The sequence below is a fragment of the Sphingobacterium bambusae genome, from assembly GCF_033955345.1.
GTDB lineage: Bacteria > Bacteroidota > Bacteroidia > Sphingobacteriales > Sphingobacteriaceae > Sphingobacterium > Sphingobacterium bambusae.
On the sequence record NZ_CP138332.1, the window covers coordinates 3,360,717 to 3,380,451 of the forward strand.

At 46.0% G+C, this 19,735-nt stretch carries 17 protein-coding genes; 13 read left to right on the forward strand and 4 right to left on the reverse strand.

The genetic code is table 11. The features are described from left to right. Positions 1 to 161: 161 nt before the first annotated feature. The 7 genes from miaB (at position 162) to groL (ending at position 7,548) form a co-directional block, all read left to right on the forward strand. Complete coding sequence (miaB, locus tag SCB77_RS13915) at positions 162 to 1,595, forward strand: tRNA (N6-isopentenyl adenosine(37)-C2)-methylthiotransferase MiaB (protein WP_320182616.1); 1,434 nt, start codon at positions 162 to 164, stop codon at positions 1,593 to 1,595. 21 nt (positions 1,596 to 1,616) lie between these two features. Beyond that, positions 1,617 to 2,876 (forward strand): sigma-54 interaction domain-containing protein, encoded by a 1,260-nt coding sequence (locus tag SCB77_RS13920; protein WP_320182617.1) that lies wholly within the window; start codon positions 1,617 to 1,619, stop codon positions 2,874 to 2,876. Positions 2,877 to 2,887: 11 nt separating this feature from the next. After that, positions 2,888 to 3,406 carry an LptE family protein gene (locus tag SCB77_RS13925; RefSeq protein ID WP_320182618.1) on the forward strand — a complete coding sequence of 173 codons (519 nt, stop codon included), beginning with the start codon at positions 2,888 to 2,890 and terminating at the stop codon, positions 3,404 to 3,406. A gap of 7 nt (positions 3,407 to 3,413) precedes the next feature. Then, positions 3,414 to 4,874, forward strand: coding sequence for a hypothetical protein (locus tag SCB77_RS13930; RefSeq protein ID WP_320182619.1), 1,461 nt, complete (start codon positions 3,414 to 3,416; stop codon positions 4,872 to 4,874). Between the two features lie 13 nt (positions 4,875 to 4,887). Beyond that, positions 4,888 to 5,244 (forward strand): preprotein translocase subunit SecG, encoded by a 357-nt coding sequence (secG, locus tag SCB77_RS13935; protein WP_320182620.1) that lies wholly within the window; start codon positions 4,888 to 4,890, stop codon positions 5,242 to 5,244. A gap of 313 nt (positions 5,245 to 5,557) precedes the next feature. Then, on the forward strand, positions 5,558 to 5,833 hold the full coding sequence (locus SCB77_RS13940; RefSeq protein ID WP_037498471.1) for a co-chaperone GroES: 276 nt from the start codon (positions 5,558 to 5,560) through the stop codon (positions 5,831 to 5,833). A gap of 77 nt (positions 5,834 to 5,910) precedes the next feature. After that, on the forward strand, positions 5,911 to 7,548 hold the full coding sequence (gene groL / locus SCB77_RS13945) for a chaperonin GroEL (protein ID WP_320182621.1): 1,638 nt from the start codon (positions 5,911 to 5,913) through the stop codon (positions 7,546 to 7,548). A 103-nt stretch (positions 7,549 to 7,651) separates the two neighbouring features. Here the strand turns inward: groL and SCB77_RS13950 are convergent, their stop codons facing one another. Continuing rightward, positions 7,652 to 8,449: a M90 family metallopeptidase gene (locus tag SCB77_RS13950; protein ID WP_320182622.1), complete on the reverse strand. Its 798-nt coding sequence runs from the start codon at positions 8,447 to 8,449 to the stop codon at positions 7,652 to 7,654. A 60-nt stretch (positions 8,450 to 8,509) separates the two neighbouring features. Here SCB77_RS13950 and SCB77_RS13955 point away from each other — a divergent pair, with 60 nt between their 5' ends. The 6 genes from SCB77_RS13955 to SCB77_RS13980 all read left to right on the forward strand — a co-directional run bounded on the left by SCB77_RS13955 (position 8,510) and on the right by SCB77_RS13980 (position 15,783). Beyond that, on the forward strand, positions 8,510 to 9,034 hold the full coding sequence (locus tag SCB77_RS13955; RefSeq protein WP_320182623.1) for a CD225/dispanin family protein: 525 nt from the start codon (positions 8,510 to 8,512) through the stop codon (positions 9,032 to 9,034). A 1-nt stretch (position 9,035) separates the two neighbouring features. Further along, on the forward strand, positions 9,036 to 9,422 hold the full coding sequence (locus SCB77_RS13960) for a DUF2752 domain-containing protein (protein ID WP_320182624.1): 387 nt from the start codon (positions 9,036 to 9,038) through the stop codon (positions 9,420 to 9,422). A 97-nt stretch (positions 9,423 to 9,519) separates the two neighbouring features. Next, the gene (locus tag SCB77_RS13965) at positions 9,520 to 9,915 is read left to right on the forward strand and encodes a hypothetical protein (protein WP_320182625.1); all 396 of its coding nucleotides are present in this window, start codon (positions 9,520 to 9,522) and stop codon (positions 9,913 to 9,915) included. Positions 9,916 to 10,067: 152 nt separating this feature from the next. Next, positions 10,068 to 11,162: an efflux RND transporter periplasmic adaptor subunit gene (locus SCB77_RS13970; protein ID WP_320182626.1), complete on the forward strand. Its 1,095-nt coding sequence runs from the start codon at positions 10,068 to 10,070 to the stop codon at positions 11,160 to 11,162. A 27-nt stretch (positions 11,163 to 11,189) separates the two neighbouring features. Continuing rightward, the gene (locus SCB77_RS13975; protein ID WP_320182627.1) at positions 11,190 to 14,363 is read left to right on the forward strand and encodes an efflux RND transporter permease subunit; all 3,174 of its coding nucleotides are present in this window, start codon (positions 11,190 to 11,192) and stop codon (positions 14,361 to 14,363) included. Further along, the gene (locus SCB77_RS13980; RefSeq protein ID WP_320182628.1) at positions 14,350 to 15,783 is read left to right on the forward strand and encodes a TolC family protein; all 1,434 of its coding nucleotides are present in this window, start codon (positions 14,350 to 14,352) and stop codon (positions 15,781 to 15,783) included. The genes SCB77_RS13975 and SCB77_RS13980 overlap by 14 nt, the downstream gene beginning before the upstream one ends. Before the next feature lie 321 nt (positions 15,784 to 16,104). Here SCB77_RS13980 and SCB77_RS13985 read toward each other — a convergent pair whose 3' ends face one another. From SCB77_RS13985 to SCB77_RS13995, 3 genes are all read right to left on the reverse strand, one after another. Next, complete coding sequence (locus SCB77_RS13985; RefSeq protein ID WP_320182629.1) at positions 16,105 to 17,724, reverse strand: hypothetical protein; 1,620 nt, start codon at positions 17,722 to 17,724, stop codon at positions 16,105 to 16,107. A gap of 27 nt (positions 17,725 to 17,751) precedes the next feature. Continuing rightward, a complete protein-coding gene (locus SCB77_RS13990) occupies positions 17,752 to 17,916 on the reverse strand; it encodes a hypothetical protein (RefSeq protein ID WP_320182630.1) in 165 nt (54 codons plus the stop codon). A 602-nt stretch (positions 17,917 to 18,518) separates the two neighbouring features. After that, complete coding sequence (locus SCB77_RS13995) at positions 18,519 to 19,571, reverse strand: DUF6584 family protein (RefSeq protein WP_320182631.1); 1,053 nt, start codon at positions 19,569 to 19,571, stop codon at positions 18,519 to 18,521. Positions 19,572 to 19,735 lie beyond the last annotated feature (164 nt).

The following is a 19,735-nucleotide window of genomic DNA, read 5'->3' on the forward strand; positions in this document are numbered from 1 at the left end:
TCGAGTCGCTGCGTCGTTTGATAAGCGTTGGATGGACAAAACACAGGAACTTCGAAACGCTACTAGGGATGCCGGCTTATTGTTAAATTTGGGTCAAGCTCTGCCAAAGTGTCATCAATTTGAGTTTTTATTGTTAGCTTTGTAGTCTTTTAAATTGAGTCATGCTAGAATTAGAACATACTACGAAAACGCACGATGAGGCTCGTCAGGGAGAGGCTTTGGATATGTTGCCGACAGGAAAATCGACGGGTCGCAAATTGTATATCGAAAGTTATGGCTGTCAGATGAATTTTTCTGATAGTGAGATTGTTGCGTCTATTTTGCTGGATAATGGTTTTGAAACGACAAAGGACTATAAAGAGGCCGATGTGGTATTTATCAACACCTGTTCTATCCGCGAAAATGCGGAGCAAAGGGTGCGCAATCGACTGAAGGAGTTTGAGTCGGCCAAAAACCGTAACCCAGGAATGATTGTGGGCGTGCTGGGCTGTATGGCGGAGCGTTTGAAGTCCAAATTCTTAGAGGAGGAGAAATTGGTCGATGTAGTGGTAGGGCCTGATGCTTACCGCGATTTGCCGAATTTGATTGGCAAGGTAGACGATGGAAACAAAGCTGTCAATGTGCTCTTGTCCCGTGAGGAGACCTACGCTGATATCAATCCGGTACGTCTGAATTCCAACGGTATATCGGCATTCGTTTCCATTATGCGTGGTTGTGACAATATGTGTTCCTTCTGTGTTGTTCCGTTTACGCGCGGACGTGAGCGCAGCCGTGATCACCAATCTATCGTGAAAGAAGCGCATGAACTATTCCAAGCAGGCTATAAAGAAGTGACATTGCTGGGGCAAAATGTAGATTCCTATAAGTATAGTGCGCCAGTGGCAGAGGGTGAAGAACCCAAACCCACTGTTAACTTTGCGCAGCTGTTGGCGATGGTGGCCGAGGTGAGCCCTGAGCTTCGCGTTCGTTTTTCTACCTCTCATCCCAAAGATATTACCGACGAGGTATTGTACACGATGGCTCGTTACGAGAACATCTGTAAATACATACACCTGCCTGTACAATCTGGCAACTCTCGCGTACTGGATCTGATGAATCGTACCTACGATCGCGCTTGGTATATTGAACGCGTAGATGCTATCCGTCGTATTATCCCAGAATGCGGTATCTCTACCGATGTGATTACAGGCTTCTGTACCGAAACGGAAGAAGAACATGAGGAAACATTGTCCATGATGGATTATGTAAAATATGATTTTGCCTATATGTTTGCTTACTCGGAGCGTCCCGGAACTTTGGCCGCAAAACGTTATGCTGACGATATTCCGGAAGATGTGAAAAAGAGACGTCTCACGGAGGTTGTTAATAAACAGCAACAACATAGCCTTTTCCGTGCGCAAAATTTTGTGGGCAAAGTGCACAAGGTACTTATCGAAGGTTTCTCTAAGCGTTCGGATCAAGATTATTGTGGTCGAAATGACCAGAATACCATGGTAGTGTTCCCTGTAGATAGCCGTTTCAAGCCGGGGCAATATGTACATGTCTTGGCTGAGCGTTGTACCTCGGCTACTTTGATGGGTAAAATTGTGGACTAAGCACATCTAAAAAGAACGATTGTGGATATTCAAGATGTTAAAAATAGATTTGGAATAATTGGGAATTCCCCGTTGCTAAATCGGGCAATCGATGTGGCAAAACAGGTGGCTCCCACCGATATTTCGGTGTTGATTCAGGGAGAGAGTGGATCCGGTAAGGAAGTTTTTTCCCATATTATTCATCAGCTGAGCGCACGCAAGCATGGTTCTTTTATTGCGGTAAACTGTGGAGCAATACCAGAGGGAACGATAGATTCAGAGCTTTTTGGGCACGAAAAAGGATCGTTTACAGGTGCGCACGAGGCTCGGAAAGGATATTTTGAGGTCGTTGATGGCGGCACCATCTTTTTAGATGAGGTTGGCGAGCTGCCTTTGGGCACCCAAGCGCGTTTGCTACGCGTATTGGAAACAGGTGAATATATCCGGGTAGGATCGTCAAAGGTACAGAAAACCAATGTTCGCGTTGTTGCAGCGACGAATGTCGATGTGTATGAGGCTGTGAAGAAAGGGAAGTTTCGTGAAGATCTGTATTATCGCTTGAATACCGTCCCGCTGCGTATTCCGTCCTTGCGCGAGCGCAAAGAAGATGTCAACCTGTTGTTTCGTAAGTTTATTGTAGACTTTTCCGATAAATACCGCACACCAGGGGTTCAACTGACGCCCGATGCACAGGACATGTTGATGAACTACAATTGGCCGGGTAATGTTCGGCAGCTGAAAAATATAGCTGAGCAGATTGCTGTCTTGGAACGAGAACGCGTGGTTAATGCGCCAATCTTGGCAAAATATCTACCGGTAGAACAAATGTCATCCCTTCCCGCTTTGGTGAAGGAATCCAGCAAGGAGGATTTCTCCGAGCGCGATTTGTTGTACAAGGTGCTGTTCGACATGAAAAAGGATATGGTGGATTTAAAGAAACTTGTCGTTGAATTAATCCAAAATGGGGTCAATCCGGGCACGTTTGAAGAAAATTCTCCGTATATTAATCAATTATATAACGAAGTTACCCCTTCTTCTGCCTATCTTGGGGAAGAAGTCTCTTCGCCGAAGCTGACGATCCACAACCCCAACCAAGTATCCAAGTCCAATGGCGACTATATGTCCTATGAAACGCAGGATGCGGAGGAGGTCGAGGAATCGTTGTCTTTGTTGGACAAGGAGTCCGACTTGATACGTAAAGCTTTGCGTAAACACAAGGGTAAGCGGAAGGCCGCAGCGCGCGAATTGGGGATTTCGGAACGCACTTTGTACAGAAAAATAAAAGATTTAAATTTAGATTAGTCGTCCCTGTTATGCGAAGATTTTTTACTGTATTTTCTCTATGGACTTTGGTGCTCGTGATGGGATTCTCCAGTTGCAAAGTAAAGTATAGTTTTAGTGGTGGGTCTATCCCTGAAAATATGAAGACCGTGAATGTGCAGTTTTTTGAAAATATTGCACCCATGGTTTATCCTACGTTGGGCCAAAATTTTACGGAAGGATTGAAGGAGCGTATCCGTAGCCAGTCTCGCTTGAGTCAGGTGAACGGAGATGCTGATGCGATGTTTGAAGGCGTCATTACTGGCTATGATATCAGCCCCGCTGCCGTCGAAGCCAACTCGGATAGAGCAGCCCTCAACAGATTGACCATAACCATCAAGGTTAAGTATACCAACCGATTAGATCAAACGGGCGAGAGCAATTTCGAACAATCTTTTACCCAGTTTCGTGAATTTTCCGGACAGGTGCAGAGCCAAGAGGAAACCTTGAATACGGAGATCATTCGGCTGTTGACAGAGGATATTTACAATAGGGCATTTGCAAACTGGTAAGGGATATATGGAAAATCAAGGACAAACATTTGCACGCTTATACCACGAGGCATTGGTGAATCCCAAGGAGGTTTCGTTAGAAGATTTCAATCGCTTACTAGCAAAATATCCCTATTCCCAACCCTTATATTTCGCACTGGAGCGCCGTAAATTTTTACGTGGTGAGTTAACCAAATTGGGCAATAAAGCCATCCTTTTGGCCAGTAGTCCAAATTGGTTGTATGATTATGTGCAATTGCCGGTTCGCCATATTCCTTTTGTTCATTTTACGACGGATGAACCTCTTATGGAGGAAGCGCCTGCAGAAGAAACGGTAGTATCATCGCCTGTGGCGGATGAAGTTCCAGCCGTGGAGGAACCTGCTGTAGAGCAAGCATCGATAGAAGAAACAGTGGCGTCATCGCCTGTGGCGGATGAGGTTCCACTAGTGGAAGAGCCTGTTGTCGAGGAAGAACCTACCGTTGAAGCTGCGGAATCATCGCCTGTGGCGGATGAAGTTCCAGCCGTGGAGGAACCTGCTGTAGAGGAAACACCGACAGAGGAAGCTACGGAATCATCGCCTGTGGCGGATGAAGATTCAGCCGTGGAAGAAACCGTTGTCGAGGAAGAACCTACCGTTGAAGCTGCGGAATCATCAGCTGTGGCGGATGAAGTTCCAGTAGAGGAAGAGTCTGTTGCAGAGGAAGCGCCTATAGAAGGAGCTGTAGCATCATTGCCTCTTGCGGATGAAGTGCCAGCGGTGGAAGAAGCTGATGCTACTGCGGAAACAGCCGAAGAGCAGACGGCGACCTTGGAGACTTTAGTGCAAGAAGGCATTGGCGGTGGCGATTATTTTGCGCTCCACCGCAACGAAATTCGCTGGGAACCCAATATCGGTTTAGGCAAAAAGCTTGCTCCCACGGCAGAGGTTTCACCAAAAGAGGAAGAAAAAGAAGAGGACGTTAGCTTATACAATGATGAGTTAATGCCTTATAGTTTCCGTTGGTGGTTGCACAAAACACGTTTGGAGTATGCAGATACTTATCAACCCTTCGCAAGCCCTTTTCTTCCTACCAATAAAAAATCGGCTTTTGATCCGGTGGCATTTGATAAAATCGTACTTGATCAACAAATTCGGGAGAACATCATACACCTGCAGGAGCCAGAAGATAAGCTTAGTGAAGAGGTTAAGCAGCGCGCGGTAACCTACACACGGGTGGACAAAACCTCCGAGGTGATCGAAAAGTTCATTCGCGAGGAGCCTCAGATTCAACCGCCACCAGCGGACCAATTGAACATGGAGAATAAGGCGCGCAAGAGTTCGGAAGAGCAGTTTGATTTGGTTACAGAAACCTTGGCCAACATTTATGCGAGTCAGGGTATGTACGTGAAGGCCATCGAAGTTTACAAGAAATTAATTTTGAAATTTCCAGAAAAAAAATCGTATTTTGCGACCCAAATTCAAGAATTAGAAGAGAAACTATATTAACGAAAATAAAGAAATGCAAACATTTTTAATTATCCTGATTGTCTTGGTAAGTGTTTTATTATCACTTATGGTGCTGATTCAAAATCCAAAAGGAGGAGGTTTGTCATCAGGATTTGCCGGAAGTTCAAATTTGATGGGTGTACAACGTACAGGCGACTTTTTAGAAAAAGGAACTTGGGGCTTAGCAATTGCTTTGATGGTATTTTGTTTGGCGATCAATATCGTAGGACCTTCTGCAGGAAAAGCAGGTGGTGGTCTTGGCGATCAAATTGAAGCGCCTGCACAAACGTCTCCATTAAACCTTAACGGTCCAGCACAACAGCAAACGCCAGCGACAGCTGCACCAACGGCTGCAGATACCGCTAAGTAAACAAAAACAATACGATCTTATTGAAGCGCTGTAATGCTGCTTCAGTGATAAAAATCCCCGATCGCTATGCGTATCGGGGATTTTTTGCGTTTCGTCATGGCGGTGGAAAGCTCGGTGTCAGCACTATTTGACAGCTCGACAATAGCGGTGCCTGCGGCAACGAATGACAGGATGACACAGGTTTGTTTTCTACTGTCAATTTTCAAGTACAAATAAGAAAAAATGGCAACAAATTCTGTTTTTTTTTATTTGGCATAATTGGTGATGAGGAAACTAAAGTAAAAACGTAAATAATAAATAAAACGCAATAATTATGGCATTAAGCATTAAACCTATCGGAGACAGAGTTGTCGTTGAAGCAGCTCCTGCAGAAGAAAAAACAGCATCAGGCCTATACATTCCTGATACGGCTAAAGAAAAGCCTTCTCAAGGTACTATTGTAGCAGTTGGTTCAGGTAAGCCAGAAGAGCCGCTTACTGTTCAGGTAGGTGATAAAGTTTTATATGGCAAGTACGCTGGTACAGAAATCACTTACGAAGGTAAAGAATATTTGATTATGCGTGAGTCCGATATCTACGCAGTATTATAAACCATTCAGTTCAATTCACATTCAAAAAAGTAACAGACAAGAGGGGCTATCGCACTCTGTCTATATAGTTTAAAAAAATGGCAAAACAAGTAAGATATAATGTAGAAGCGCGTGACGCACTGAAAAAAGGTGTTGACACATTGGCAAATGCAGTTAAAGTAACTTTGGGTCCTAAAGGCCGTAACGTAATTATCGAGAAGAAATTCGGATCGCCAATGATCACGAAAGATGGTGTATCGGTAGCGAAAGAAATCGATTTGAAAGATGCCTTGGAAAACATGGGTGCACAAATGGTGAAAGAAGTAGCTTCCAAAACGGCTGATCAAGCGGGTGACGGAACAACGACTGCTACCGTATTGGCGCAGGCTATCATTTCTCCAGGTTTGAAATCTGTTGCGGCAGGAGCAAACCCAATGGACTTGAAACGTGGTATCGATAAAGCTGTTGCAGCTGTTGTTGCTAACCTAAAATCACAATCTCAAGTGGTTGGTGCCGACAACAATAAAATCAAACAAGTAGCAACTATCTCTGCAAACAACGACGATGTAATCGGTTCTTTGATTGCTGAGGCTATGGAAAAAGTTGGTAACGACGGTGTTATCACGGTAGAAGAAGCAAAAGGTACAGAAACTGAAGTGAAAACTGTGGAAGGTATGCAGTTTGATCGTGGTTATTTGTCTCCTTACTTCGTGACCAATTCAGACAAGATGGAAGCAGAGTTGGAAAGCCCTTACATCTTGATCTACGACAAGAAAATCAGCAACATGAAAGAGTTGTTGCCTATCTTGGAGAAACAAGTACAAACAGGTAAACCGTTGCTGATCATTGCTGAAGACCTAGATGGTGAAGCATTGGCTACATTGGTGGTAAATAAAATCCGTGGTTCACTGAAAGTGGCAGCTGTTAAAGCGCCTGGTTTTGGTGATCGTCGTAAAGCGATGTTGGAAGATATCGCGATCTTGACTGGCGGTACAGTAATTTCTGAAGAAAGAGGTTTCAAATTAGAGAATGCTGATCTTTCTTACTTGGGCCAAGCAGAGAAAGTCGTTGTAGATAAAGATAACACAACGATCATCAATGGTTCTGGTGATGCAGAAGATATCAAAGCTCGTGTCGCGCAAATTCGCTCACAAATTGATACCACAAGCTCTGATTACGATCGCGAGAAATTGCAAGAGCGTTTGGCTAAATTGTCTGGTGGTGTTGCCGTGCTTTACGTAGGTGCTACAACCGAAGTAGAGATGAAAGAGAAGAAAGACCGCGTTGACGATGCATTACACGCTACACGTGCAGCTGTAGAAGAAGGTATCGTTGCGGGTGGTGGTGTAGCATTCATCCGTGCTACAGCAGCGCTTACAGATCTTAAAGGTGCTAACGAAGACGAGACTATCGGTGTCGAGATCATCAAACGTGCCATCGAAGAGCCTCTTCGTCAAATCTGTAATAATGCAGGTATCGAAGGTGCGGTTGTTGTACAAAAGGTAAAAGAAGGTACAGCTGATTTCGGTTACAACGCACGTACCGATGTTTACGAAAACTTGATCGGTGCCGGTGTTATCGACCCAACTAAAGTTTCTCGTGTAGCTTTGGAAAATGCAGCGTCTATCGCATCGATGTTGTTGACTACAGAATGTGTTCTTGCTGACGAACCAGAAGAGAATCCAGTAGGTGCTGGTGCTCCTCCAATGGGTGGCGGCATGGGCGGCATGATGTAATCCATATAGATTTACTAAAAGAAGGGCTCCAAGTTTATGGAGCCTTTCTTGTTTTACAGCCTATTGCCAAGACGCTAAATTAGCTATCTATGCGAAAATTATTTTAGGTATTCGAAGGCGTATATATCTCGTTGAGCAGCTCATACAGTTCAGGATGATCCTGCTCCAGCTGTTTGGGCTTTTGAAAAAAATACTCGGAGACAACGGCTAAAAACTCAGCTTCATTTGTTGCAGCATAGTCGCGAATATCCGAACGATCCTTACGAATAGCCTCCATGGTTTTGTGCATTTCCTTTAGCCAAGGACGTACCAGCTCATCGGGGATAAGATAGTTTGGCACACCATCAATGTCGCCATCAGCCTTATCAATGAGGTGAACAAATTCATGGATGGCGGTGTTACCGGCCGATGGATGTGCGCTGAATCCGGCGCGCAAGGATGCTAGCGACAGGATCATCTTCCTATTCATCACCCCATCACCCACCATGCCCAGTACCAATCGATCGGGTGCATCAGTATCATATTTTTCGTTGAATGTGCCGGGGTATATCAATACCTCGTCGAGATTTTCATAAGACCAGTGCCGAAAATGAAAGAGCGGGATCGTTGCGCTGGCCGCTACCAGCACCCGGTCTTCGTTGGTCACCTGTGCACCTTTCTCTGGCGAGATGATGGTGGTGGCTAAAAAGTAAGCTACACGCTTGATAAATTGCTCCTGTTCCTCAGCATCAAGCTGCCGATAGAAGGCTACCTTTTGTTGCAGTATTGTTTGGATAAAAGAGCCGTCCAGCGACTGCGCTTTCCGGTATTTTTTGTTGCCCACATACTTGAATACGTACCAAATAAGTAAGGCCCCTGCCAGTATGATGACGCATAACGTCCATATCTTATTGTCTGCCATTAATTTTCGCTGTTTTGAAAAAAAGATTTTACTATATTTAAGGCAATATACCATTTTACCATGCAAAAATTTCACTATACCGACGGTACAAATACTTTTGGTCCTTTTACCGTAGAAGAGCTACAGGGGAAAGGCATCACCGGAGATACCTACGTCTGGACCGAGGGACTACCCAGTTGGGTGGTGGCACGCCAAATACCCGAGTTGGCTTCGGTGATCAGCGATGGGCAGCAGCCTTATTATAGCTCAGGTGGAGCAACGGTGCCACCGCAGTTTGGAGCTCCTAGGCCGCCAGTATTTGCCCAACAGTATGGCGGGAGGCCGCCAAAAACCTATTTGGTCGAGACTATCTTGACAACTATTTTTTGTTGCTGGCCATTGGGAATTCCTTCCATTATCTACGCTGCTCGTGTAGAAAAGAAATACTATGCTGGAGATATCTCTGGGGCCGAACAAGATTCTGCCAACGCGAAAAAATGGATGTGGATCAATGTAGGAGCCTGTATAGGTCTGTGGTTCCTTTATTTCTTGATATTTGGGCTCGGGATTTTCGGGGCGCTTATGAGTGGTCACTACGACTATTAAGATGCGCTATCGCGCCAACTATCTTATATTATATGGGCTAGCAGTACTACTGCTAGCACTATTGGCCTATCTATATTATCGGTATGACCCGATGGAGCATGCCTGGTTTCCGAAGTGTCCGTTTAAGGCCGTCACCGGCTTGGACTGTCCGGGTTGCGGCTCGCAACGGGCCATACACGCTTTGCTGCACGGTCATTTCGGCGAAGCCATGCGGCATAATGCACTTATCCTGCCTTTTATTCCCTACCTATTGGCCGGATTTATCTTCCGTTTCGTGAAACAGCCTAGCATGCTGTTGCTTCGTTGGCGCAAAATCTTGTATGGAGAGTGGGCTATAAAGGTCGTTTCCGTCGTTATTCTGCTACATTTCGTGATTCGTAACTTATAGTAAATTAGGTGTTTATAAAATGCTTACACTGTTTTGACCGTTAAAAGCGCTTCTACCCCTTGTTTATTTCGAAACACATTGTACTTTTGATTCGAAAATGAAGACATCACTACTATTGGTTTTATCGTGTTTTCTCCTGTTGTTGGGAGGAAGTGCACTGGCAACGATGCCGGTGCCCAGCGATAGCTTGGTGAGTACGAGTACCTTCAGTATCAGCTTGCATCCCGCGGCCAAGCAGGAGCAACACAAGAAGCTTCATGTGAAGAAAGCTTCACCCTTGACACATCAACAACAGGATTCCTTTACGGAAGCCGATGAAGATTTTAACTTCAACCGGCATTTTGAACTGCAAACACGAGACATACTACTGTTTGCCGTTGCTGTTGTTTGGGCTTATCGACCTATTTTTACCAGCAAACCACTACCGTTCCCTTGGACTGTACAGCAAGCTATCCCCGGGAAATACATCCTACAGCGCGTCTTACGCATCTGATCCCCTTTTTCTGTATAAGATAATGGCTACCAGCCTTCGTTCTGCATCCTGATGCGGAAGAGGTTGCATGCGCTTGTCCTATGTTTTGGTATGTGCATACCACGAGATGTTTAATCTATATCATTTAAATCCATATTTCAATAGCTAAATACATGAAAAAGATCAGTATAAATTTACTGTTTGCCTTGGGGGCAGGTGTGACGTTGTACAGCTGTACACCCAGCAAAGCAGAAAAAGAACAAGAAGTAGTTATGTATCCGGTGACCACAGCGGTGCGTGTAGATACATCCTTCGTAAAGGAATATGTATCGCAGATAAGATCCGTGCGCAACATTGAGCTGCGTGCTCTCGAAAGGGGATACTTGCAGCATATATATGTCGATGAAGGACAATATGTAAAAGCGGGGCAACTGTTGTTTCGTATTATGCCGCAGTTTTACGAGGCCGAGCTGAAGAAGGCACAGGCCGATGCAAAAGCCGAGGAAATTGAAATGCTGAATAGCCGTATGCTCGCCGATAAGGATATCGTTTCCAAAAACGAACTCGCGCTAGCACAGGCCAAACTGGAAAAAGCAAATGCAGAGGTTGCCCTAGCGAAGTTTCACGTGGCTGCTACCGAGATTCGTGCGCCTTTTGACGGTGTGATTGATAGACTGCCTCTAAAATTGGGTAGCTTGGTCGATGAGGGCGAACTACTCACCAGCCTATCGGACAACAACCAAATGTTTGCTTATTTCAACGTGTCGGAACCGGAATATCTAGACTACCAATCCAATTTAGATACCAAGCGCGGAAAACAGGAAGTAAGCCTACTATTGGCCAATAACAAATTGCTTAAATACAAAGGTGAAGTAGAGACTGTCGAAGGCGAGTTTGATAGCGAGACAGGAAATATAGCCTTTCGTGCCCGCTTTCCCAATTCGGATCGTTTGTTGAAAAACGGCGAAACGGGCAAGGTACGCATGGTCGTTCCAATCAAGCAAGCGCTCGTTATTCCACAGAAGGCTACCTACGAAATACAGGACAAGAAATATGCTTATGTGGTGGATGCCGGAGGCGTGGTGCATGCCCGTCTGCTGGAGATCAGCCATGAACTGCCCGATCTATATGTGGTCTGTGGAGGCCTGTCGGAGAAGGATCAAGTGCTGCTGGAAGGCGTGCAGAAGGTCAAGGAAGACGACCACATTCATGTGCAGAAAGTGAATGCAAAAGAGGTGTTAACAAAGCTCAGCTTGAAAGCCGAGTAGTGGTTTAAGCTATATTATTGATTTGTTATGTTTTCTAAATTTATAAGAAGACCGGTCCTATCGATCGTGATTTCGCTGATCATTGTGTTTTTGGGCGTTATCTCTTTGGTAAAGCTGCCCGTTACTCAGTTTCCATCCATTTCTCCACCAAAGGTGAATGTCACCGCCGAATATCCGGGCGCGAATGGGGAGTTGATGGTGAAAGCTGTCCTTATTCCGTTGGAACGTGCACTGAATGGTGTTCCCGGCATGAAGTATATGACTTCTGATGCGGGCAACGATGGTGAGGCATCCATCCAAGTGGTCTTTAACTTGGGTACCGATCCCAATCTTGCTGCCGTTAACGTGCAAAATCGTGTCTCTTCGGTCATCAACAAGCTGCCGCCGTTGGTGGTACGCGAAGGGGTGAAGATCACGCGCGAGGAGTCCAATATGTTGATGTACATCAACCTGTATAGCACAGATCCACATACCGACCAAAAGTTCCTGTTCAACTTTGCAGATATCAATATCCTCTCTGAGCTGAAACGGGTAGATGGTGTTGGCGTGGCCAATATCTTGGGAAATCGTGAATATGCAATGCGTATTTGGCTAAAGCCAGATCGTATGATGGCCTACAAGATATCCGCCGATGATGTGCTGAAAGCATTGGATGAACAAAGCTTGGAAGCCTCGCCAGGACGCGCCGGTGAAAGCTCCGGCAAGCGTTCGCAGTCTTTTGAGTATGTGCTGAAATACCCCGGTCGCTACAACACGAGGGAGCAATACGAAGATATTATCCTGCGTGCAGATGCCAATGGGGAAATATTACGGCTTAAGGATGTGGCCAATGTGGAGTTTGGTAGCTCGATGTATGATATCTATTCGACGCTGGATGGCAAGCCTTCGGCGGCCATCGTGATCAAGCAGTCGTATGGAAGCAACGCAAGCGACGTCATCAAAAACATCAAGGCCAAGATGAGTGAGTTGAAAGGAACAACCTTTCCAAAGGGGATGAACTACGAAATCAGCTATGACGTGTCCAAATTTCTCGATGCATCGATGGAGAAGGTGGTGCACACGCTTTTGGAAGCTTTCGTGTTGGTGGGTATTGTGGTGTTCTTGTTCTTGGGCGATTGGCGATCTACCTTAATTCCTGCTATGGCCGTTCCGGTATCGCTGATCGGTACTTTTGCTTTTATGCAGCTGTTTGGCATCACGCTCAACTTGATTTCCCTCTTTGCACTGGTCATGGCTATCGGGGTGGTGGTGGATGATGCGATCGTGGTGATTGAGGCCGTGCACGCGAAAATGGAGGAGAAACATCTCTCCGCGCTGAAAGCTACCGAGGAGGCCATGCACGAGATTAGCGGAGCGATCATCGCGATAACCTTGGTTATGGCGGCGGTATTTCTTCCGGTAGCTTTTATGTCGGGGCCGGTAGGGATATTCTATCGGCAGTTTTCCATCACGATGGCTACATCGATCCTATTGTCTGGTGTGGTGGCCTTGACCTTGACGCCTGCACTCTGCGCCATGATCTTAAAAAACCAGCATGGAAAGGCTAGGAAGAGAACCTTACTGAACAAGTGGCTGGACCGTTTCAACAATCTATTTACCAAAGGAGCGACGCGCTACAACGGGATTTTGCGTGGTATTGTGAACAAGCGCGTCGTGACTTTCGGTATGTTTGCTGCTTTCTGTGCAGGAATATTCTTTCTGAACAACAGCCTGCCTTCGGGCTTTATCCCGAATGAGGACCAGGGAATGTTCTATGCCGTGATACAGACGCCGCCGGGATCTACCTTGGAGCGTACCAACGAGATTGCCGAAAAGCTGCAGAAGATGGCGGAAAATATTGAAGGCGTACAATCGGTATCGGCTTTGGCGGGCTATGAAGTGCTCACCGAAGGTACAGCGGCCAACTCGGGTACCTGCTTGATCAACTTGAAAAGCTGGGAAGAACGTAAACATTCTGTACGCGAAATTATCGAGGAACTAGAAGAGCGCTCCAAGGACATTTCCGGTGCCACCATCGAATATTTCCAACCACCAGCGGTGCCTGGCTATGGTGCAGCAGGCGGGTTTGAGCTTCGTTTGCTGGACAAGACCGGAAAAGGAAACTTTCAGGAGATGGAAAAGGTGAGCCATGAATTTGTGAACGAACTGAGCAAACGGCCTGAGCTATCTTCGGTATTCACCTTTTACAGTGCTAGTTTTCCACAGTATATGTTGAAAGTGGACAATGATATTGCCCAACAAAAGGGCGTGACCATCGAAAATGCCATGAATACGCTATCTACACTGGTGGGGAGTAACTACGAAACAAGCTTTATCAAGTTTGATCGCCCTTACAAGGTGATGGTGCAGGCCCTGCCGGAATATAGGGCCTTGCCCGAGGATATCCTCAAGCTCTATGTGAAGAACGATAAAGGGGAGATGGTGCCGTTTTCTGCTTTTATGAAGATGGAGAAGGTGTATGGCCTTTCCGAGATCACGCGGCATAATATGTACAATTCTTCGGAAATCAGTGGTGCCGCAGCAACCGGCTATAGTAGTGGTGCGGCCATACAGGCCATCACGGAAGTGGCGAAAGCCAAATTGCCGCGTGGCTTTGGTATCGACTGGGCCGGTATTTCCAAAGACGAGGTAGGCCGCGGTAACGAAGCGCTTTACATCTTCATTATCTGTTTAACCTTCGTTTACCTGATCTTGGCGGCACAGTACGAAAGCTTTATCCTGCCTTTGCCGGTTGTACTTTCGCTACCTGCCGGTATTTTTGGTGCCTACGCACTGTTGAAGATTGCTGGTCTGGAAAACAATATCTATGCGCAGGTGGCACTCATTATGCTGATTGGGCTGTTGGGCAAGAATGCGGTGTTGATCATTGAGTTTGCCGTGCAGAAACACCGTTTTGGTAGTTCGGTGCTGCAGGCCGCGATTGAAGGGGCGACGGTGCGTTTCCGGCCAATCTTGATGACCTCCTTTGCGTTTATCGCCGGCCTTATTCCATTGGTATTCGCTACTGGGCCTGGTGCTATCGGCAACCGTACCATCGGGACGGCCGCTGCGGGCGGGATGCTGCTCGGGACGGTCTTTGGCTTGATCATCGTGCCCGGCCTCTATTACATCTTCGGCAAGATTGCCGAGCGTAAAAAGCTGGTCAAGAAAGAAGAAGAAAATCCATTAACAGAAGAAATCGATCATCATGTTGAAGCTTAAATTATCCAATTATATAGCTGCGGCAAGTCTGGTGCTGCTCGCCGCGGCCTGTAAGGTTCCTGCTATTGTAGAGCACAAGCCTGCCGAGGTGTTGCCCGACCGTTATGTAGATCAAAGCGATTCGCTGGCAGCTACCAGTATTCCTTGGCGGCAGCTCTTCACGGATCCTTATTTACAGACGTTGATCGATACGGCATTGACCCACAACCAAGAGCTGTTGATCACCCTACAGGAGATCGAGATTGCCAAGAACGAGGTACGCGCGAAAGATGGCAAAATCTTACCTACGGTGGGGGCACGCGTGGGTGCCGATGTGGAAAAAGTGGGACGCTACACCAGCCAAGGGGCGGGAGATGCCAGCACGGAAATTGATAATGGACAGGCCATGCCCGATCCATTGATGAATTACGGTGCGCAGCTTTATGCCCACTGGGAAGTGGATATCTGGAAAAAATTGCACAATGCAAAGTCGGCGGCTATCAGCCGTTACCTGTCTACCGTGGAGGGCAAGAATTTTGTGCTGTCCAATTTGATCGGTGAAATTGCGAACTCCTATTATGAGCTGATCGCCTTGGATAGCCAACTGGATGTGGTGCGCCAATCTATTCAGCTACAAAAAAATGCCTTGGCGGTAGTGAAGATGCAGAAAGAAGCATCCCGCGTGACGGAGCTTGCTGTACAGAAATTTCAGGCCGAGGTGCTGAAATCGCAGAGCCTGGAGTTTGATATTTTGCAGCAGATTCGCGAGGCTGAAAACAAGATCAGTTTTCTGATAGGCGGATATCCAAAGCAGATTGCGCGTGATCCCAGCAACCTCTTGGCCATACAGACCAATGTTATCCACGCCGGGATGCCCTCTGCGCTGTTAGCCAATAGGCCTGATATCAAACAGGCCGAGCTCGAGCTTGCCGCTTCCAAGATGGATGTGAAGGTGGCTCGTGCGGAGTTTTATCCCTCTTTTGATCTTTCTGCGGCAATCGGCTTGGAAGCCTTTAAGCCTAGCTACCTGTTGAAGTTGCCCGAGTCGCTGCTCTACTCTGTCGCTGGCGATTTGGCTGGCCCCTTGATCAACCGTAAGGCCATTCAGGCCGAATTTGCAACGGCCGACGCACGGCAGCTGCAGGCCATGTACAACTACGAGCGTACGATATTGAACGCTTATTTGGAAACGTCCAACCACGTATCCAAGATCAACAACCTGGAAAAAGGATTTGACCTGAAAAATCAGGAAGTGGATGCCTTGAGTCGTTCCATCGCTATTTCCAATGACCTCTTCAAATCTGCGCGTGCCGATTATTTAGAGGTGCTAATGACACAGCGCGATGTGTTGGAAGCAAAGTTGGAACTTATCGAAACGAAAAAGCAACAGTTGATGACCGTAACCAATGTGTATCGGGATCTTGGTGGAGGCTGGAAGTAGGGTAAGGCTTAACAATCACCAACTCGCTATATAGGAAGTGCCCCGCAGTCTTTGCGCGGGCACTTTTTTTATCCCATCTTTAACCTCCTATACTATTCATGGGCTTTATGCCTACTGCTCCAGCAAGCCATTGATCAACAGGCTTAATAAGCGCTGCCGAGCTGCCGTTCTGCGCTTTTATCCAAGCCCAAACCCTTTACTGCAACCGACATAAAAAGGGGCATGATCATCGATCAATGCCCCTTTCGTTGCGTCAATATATTATATTCAATTAGTGGGCGGCCGATTCTTCAAATGGCCTATCTTATGTTTAAAGCGATGTTATGGACAAGGAATAACCTTGACCCCATAACCCCTACCGTGCATCACGGTGATGTTGATCACCGATTGGGTAATCACCACCTTGTTCTGCCCCGTGGTATTCCAAGTGATCTTGTTGAATGTGGTACCGTCGGTAAACACGATCGGATACAATGCTCTATCGGTATTGTTTTTTCGTCCGAAAAGGGATACTTCACCTTTTGAACTGATGACCAGCTTCACCGATGGATAGTCTCGATTTCCAATGATGTTCCAGATCTGCGATGTATTTCCTTCACCCCACATGGCGCCATCGGCAAACCGAACGTTCCGTTTTGGAAGGTTTGCGGCCGTGGTGTATTCAAACTGAATCTCTTTGGTCGCTAGTTTCTGACCGTTGATTTCCATGTTGAACGAGTTGTCCAATTCATAGATATCGAAGGTATAACCATAGTTTGCACCACTCGCATACAGCGTATTCGTTTTTATATCTCCATACTGGCTGCGCCACTCAAAGGTATCATCGCCAGTAGGCTCGGTGCATGGATTCTTTATTTGCAGCACGAGATCGTATTTTTGATAGGGAGCAATGGTGAAATCTTCCAAGATTAAATTATTGCGCACTGTCGATACTTGTTTTCCGTTGATCACCGCATTGATCAGTAAATTGCCTATAGACACGTCTACGGTGGTTATTTTCGGCGAAATCAATAACGTGGGACTAGCAGTTACGGTACGTAATCCACCACCTAGGTTTGGATAGTTTACTGCGACCGAGGTGGTATCTGTACTGTAGGTCAATGCTCCATCACTGAGTTTTACCGTCCCATTTTTGCGAGGGGTAGCTGCTCTATTCCCTTGGCCGGTAAAGCGTACATTGGTTAGCGAAACGATTTCGCCACGCGTATCATCGGTCAGGCGGGTGGTCATCGTAATTTGGCTAAACTGGTGCTTCAGGATTACGCCTAAGTAGTTGTCGCCGCTAGCCACCTTCAATGTCGTTCTAAAGTACATCAAGTCCTCACTGCTGGTTAAAGTCGCAGTGGATAGCTTTGAACCATTGGTTACCGCTGGTAGAGCCGCCGAACTGTTCACCGAATAGGCGATAAACGTATAAGTCGATCCCACTGTAAGGTTGGTGAATCCCGACGGACTTTTGCCAGCTTCGTAGTCCATCTGCGACACAAAATTGTCGTTTAGATAGGCCATCACACGATATTTTACTCCGTTGCCTAAGGGCGTTCTAACGATAGCAGACTTGTTGCTGGCGGCGGCGGCTTTCAGACCTTTTACGGCAGTTCCGGCTGCTGGGGCAGGACTTACCGCGCGCGGCTTCAATGTCGCTACCAGTTGGAAATTGTTTTCTAACGTTATTATTTTAGTCTGCTCTTGTACAGCCTCTGTCGATGCGCTACTGTTGTAAGATGCCGTTTGTGCCTTAAATTCATTTGTTGTTCCGCTGGAAGTGCTACCTGCATCTTGTGAAAGGCCGGCACTCTCGGACTCCATCTCCGAACCCAAAAGCTCAACCGCAACGTTGGCGTCGGTGGATCCTTCAGAAACAATGTCTTTGCTACATGAACCAATGGCTAGCAGGGTAAGGAGCATCATGACGCCCCACAGTTGCTTTCCTCTTGTCATACTATTGAGATAATGTGTCATTGCTGTCTAAATATCGCCTAAGTCTATCGTTCTATATTCCGTTTCTTGTTCGTCCCATTCCTGCTCTACCACGCCATTCTTATTTCCGGGTAATACAGAGGATTTCACAATATCTTCCTCCATCTGAATAGCTACCACGTCGATCGTGGGTTTTTCGTACTTTAATTTCATCGCATTCTATTTGAGTTCAACATTACTATTTACTAGACCTATAAAGCGTTTTCACTATGCAGTACACATGTGAGCATGCAGCAGATTAAACGAATTAGCTGTGCATGCACGGAAATGTATAGCTTCCCATTCACATTAAAAAAAAGTAAGCGATTTTGAGCAACCGTTACATTTTGACCGTCGCAAATCTATCATAATTCAATAATAATAGATGGTGATTTGTGAGAATTAAAAAATATTGTAGCGATGTGTCTACAAGGCAGGTATTTATTCGGATGGTGAATTGCTGATGATCTGCAGTTGCTTAGGATAGGGTGTTGAGATCTGTTTTATACAGATGAGTAATTTGATTTTATATTGATTAGTAGTGTTTTGTGGCGATTTGTCTAGGTGTGGACGGTGGCAGCTTGATTCGTTTTGTGCCTTTTCGGCTGTCGGGGCAATAGTCGGATGTTTACCGAAAGGTTTAGTTTTCTACTTTTATTTTCGGGATAATTCGAAAATAAAGGAAGTTACACAAGTGCACAGTGAAATTTTCAGTGTAGAATAAAGCTTGTAAGGTAGGATTATAGGCTTTAAAACACCTTCAAAAGCATGCTAGTTCAATCGAGTTCATTGATGTTACGCACGGTTACCTGTGGCATGTCGCCCCAGATGTCCTGCATATACTTTCGGTGGTTGGCTCCTGCAATGACAACTACTTTTTGATGTTTAAGTGCTCTTGCCTGATCGACTACATTTTCACACATCCCTTTGTTGCGCATCCACCACCAATGGATTTGAGCCATCATTTCTTCTTTAGCAAAGCCCGTCAGCGTATACAGATCTGGGAAATAGAAATCTCCGGAAGCCAATATAGCGGATGCTTCATCGGTATTCAGCCATGCGGTAAGATTCGTAGCGTTCTTCTCCTGCTGTGCATATTGACCAAAGCCTGCATCTCTTCTTTGCAGGATGTCTTTTAGAGCAGCGGCGTAAGCGGCTGTACTGTCTTTCTTGTAGTGTTCAAACTTTTTATAAAAAGCCAAGGCTGCTGCCGACCAGTTCAGGTCGTAGTCTTGGCAGTCCATAGGGAGTAGCGCTGTTATATGCAGTTCTTGCATCATAGGAAAGGCTATCAGGTCATATTCGGAGGTCTTCAATCTTTTCATGCTACGCCCGCTAACGTCAAGCTCAGGGCTTAGCAGCTGTTTCACGTAAGCAGCTAATGCGGCATCGGGTGCTTTTTCGAGCTGGGTGTAAACTTGCCAATATTGATAATGCGCATTGGAGACATCTTGGTTTAGGTAGTAAGCGTGCGCAAGATCGGTTCTTGAGCGATAATCGTTTGGGTTTGATTCGACGATCTTTTTCAAACGATCGATTGTTTGTGGCAGTTGGTCTTCGTTGATGTTTCTGTTTTGGCGAAGGTTCTCTAGCCGTTTTCGATTATCCGCTTTGCACCAATAGTCCATATTGTTTTGTTCGTCCTCCTTACTTAGAAATTCACCGAAAAAGGCGGTAGGCGCAAATTTGCGAATTTTACCGTATATCGAGGAAACATCTTGCGCTGGAGCGTTACCATAATTGTGTGAAACACCAATGAGTAGGATATCAACCTGTTGCGCGGAGGCCTGCAGGCAAAGAAAAAGGAGAAAGAAGAAGAGATGTTTCATGATGGTAGTTCGTTAAATGGGGGCTGAATTATTAAAACAGGCTCCTACTTAAAGATACAAACAATTCGCGTTAGCGAAATGGTTTTTTGTAGAATCTTTACGGTATAAAAGATGTTCTACTTTAAATAGATCTCTCCAAAATAAGTTAGCCGTTCTTTATATTT

Coding starts and splice junctions, on each gene's coding strand:
- miaB (WP_320182616.1), top strand. CDS start 162: ATGCTAGAATTAGAACATACTACGAAAACGCACGATGAGGCTCGTCAG.
- SCB77_RS13925 (WP_320182618.1), top strand. CDS start 2,888: ATGCGAAGATTTTTTACTGTATTTTCTCTATGGACTTTGGTGCTCGTG.
- SCB77_RS13930 (WP_320182619.1), top strand. CDS start 3,414: ATGGAAAATCAAGGACAAACATTTGCACGCTTATACCACGAGGCATTG.
- secG (WP_320182620.1), top strand. CDS start 4,888: ATGCAAACATTTTTAATTATCCTGATTGTCTTGGTAAGTGTTTTATTA.
- SCB77_RS13940 (WP_037498471.1), top strand. CDS start 5,558: ATGGCATTAAGCATTAAACCTATCGGAGACAGAGTTGTCGTTGAAGCA.
- groL (WP_320182621.1), top strand. CDS start 5,911: ATGGCAAAACAAGTAAGATATAATGTAGAAGCGCGTGACGCACTGAAA.
- SCB77_RS13950 (WP_320182622.1), bottom strand. CDS start 8,449: ATGGCAGACAATAAGATATGGACGTTATGCGTCATCATACTGGCAGGG.
- SCB77_RS13955 (WP_320182623.1), top strand. CDS start 8,510: ATGCAAAAATTTCACTATACCGACGGTACAAATACTTTTGGTCCTTTT.
- SCB77_RS13960 (WP_320182624.1), top strand. CDS start 9,036: ATGCGCTATCGCGCCAACTATCTTATATTATATGGGCTAGCAGTACTA.
- SCB77_RS13965 (WP_320182625.1), top strand. CDS start 9,520: ATGAAGACATCACTACTATTGGTTTTATCGTGTTTTCTCCTGTTGTTG.
- SCB77_RS13970 (WP_320182626.1), top strand. CDS start 10,068: ATGAAAAAGATCAGTATAAATTTACTGTTTGCCTTGGGGGCAGGTGTG.
- SCB77_RS13975 (WP_320182627.1), top strand. CDS start 11,190: ATGTTTTCTAAATTTATAAGAAGACCGGTCCTATCGATCGTGATTTCG.
- SCB77_RS13980 (WP_320182628.1), top strand. CDS start 14,350: ATGTTGAAGCTTAAATTATCCAATTATATAGCTGCGGCAAGTCTGGTG.
- SCB77_RS13985 (WP_320182629.1), bottom strand. CDS start 17,724: ATGACAAGAGGAAAGCAACTGTGGGGCGTCATGATGCTCCTTACCCTG.
- SCB77_RS13990 (WP_320182630.1), bottom strand. CDS start 17,916: ATGAAATTAAAGTACGAAAAACCCACGATCGACGTGGTAGCTATTCAG.
- SCB77_RS13995 (WP_320182631.1), bottom strand. CDS start 19,571: ATGAAACATCTCTTCTTCTTTCTCCTTTTTCTTTGCCTGCAGGCCTCC.